This is a genomic window from Brevundimonas sp. (assembly GCF_018608325.1).
GTDB lineage: Bacteria > Pseudomonadota > Alphaproteobacteria > Caulobacterales > Caulobacteraceae > Brevundimonas.
The window spans coordinates 6,000-7,186 of record NZ_JABAZW010000141.1; the positions used below are offsets into that span (position 1 = coordinate 6,000).

Annotated in this window: 2 protein-coding genes; one reads left to right on the forward strand and one right to left on the reverse strand. The window is 65.1% G+C overall.

Annotated features, from left to right (window positions below; translation table 11 throughout):
• On the reverse strand, positions 1–636 hold a 636-nt coding region (locus QZ281_RS13775), incomplete at its 3' end, for a 50S ribosomal protein L11 methyltransferase (RefSeq protein ID WP_292229284.1).
• Between the two features lie 97 nt (positions 637–733).
• Between QZ281_RS13775 and QZ281_RS13780 the strand changes: the two genes are divergently transcribed.
• Positions 734–1,162 carry a hypothetical protein gene (locus tag QZ281_RS13780; protein WP_292229286.1) on the forward strand — a complete coding sequence of 143 codons (429 nt, stop codon included), beginning with the start codon at positions 734–736 and terminating at the stop codon, positions 1,160–1,162.
• The last annotated feature ends 25 nt before the right edge of the window (positions 1,163–1,187 follow it).

Genomic DNA, 1,187 nt, shown 5'->3' on the forward strand with positions numbered 1-1,187 from the left:
GATCCGCGGATCGCTCAGGGCGTCGGCGAAATAGAAATCGCACTTGGCGTCATTGATCTCGGCGTTCTCGTTGGCGATGCGGGCCGAGGGCTCGTCAATGTCGGTGCCGACAGCGATAGGCGTGCCCGTCTTGGCCGCAGCAATGGCCAGAACGCCTGTGCCGCAGCCGACGTCCAGAACCTTCTCGAAGCTCTCGGTCTTCAGCAGGTTGTCGAAGGCTTCCAGGCAGCCGACGGTCGTGCCGTGGTGGCCCGTGCCAAAGGCGGCGCCCGCGTCGATCTTCAGGTTCACGCGGCCTTCCGGCACCTTGCCCTGATCGTGCGCGCCATAGACGAAGAAGCGTCCGGCCTCGACCGGCGGCAGGCCGGACAGCGACATGGCCAGCCAGTCGGCGTCGGCCAGCTTCTCGACCACAACCTCAAGCCCCCCGTGATCACGCAGGATGGCGGCCATGCGCTCGGCCTCATCATCCGTGGTGGGGAAACCGTCGATGCGCCAGGTTCCCTTGTCCTCGTCTTCCTCGAGGATGGAATAGGTCGCACCTTCCAGCAGGACGTCGGCGTCAACCGCCTCGGCGGCGCTTTCAGCCGCAGCTCGCGCACCACGTGCGATTATCTGAACAGCAGACTCGGACATTTCTCAAACACCGCTAATATGACGAATCGTTGCGAACTGGCGCATGGTCCTACCGTCGCCGCCGCGTTTTTGATCAAACCGAGGGGTCGGGGAATACATGGCTAAGTCACCAACTACGTCTAAACCTGCGTCGCCCAAGGCGGCGCCTGCCGCTTCCAAGCCTAAAGCCGCGCCGAAGTCGAGCGCTGTGAAGGCTGCTGTTGAGAAAACTGCGGCGCCCAAGGCGGCGAAACCGGCGGCTGCGAAGCCTGCGCCCAAGGCTGCTGCGGCCAAACCTGCTGCTGCAAAGACCGCCGCAGCCAAGGCTGCGCCTGCAAAGGCCGCCGCGCCGAAGGCCGCCGCCAAGCCCAAGGCTGAAGCCAAAACCGCAGCACCCAAGGCTGCTGCGAAACCGGCTGCCAAACCTGCTGCAAAGACGGCCGCACCGAAAACGGCTGCGCCCAAGGCTGTAAAGCCCGCCGCACCCAAGGCGGATAAGCCCAAGGCCGCCGTCAAGGCCGCGCCCGCCGCGCCAGCCCGCGACTAAAAGCCGATCCAGCGCCGCCAGCAGA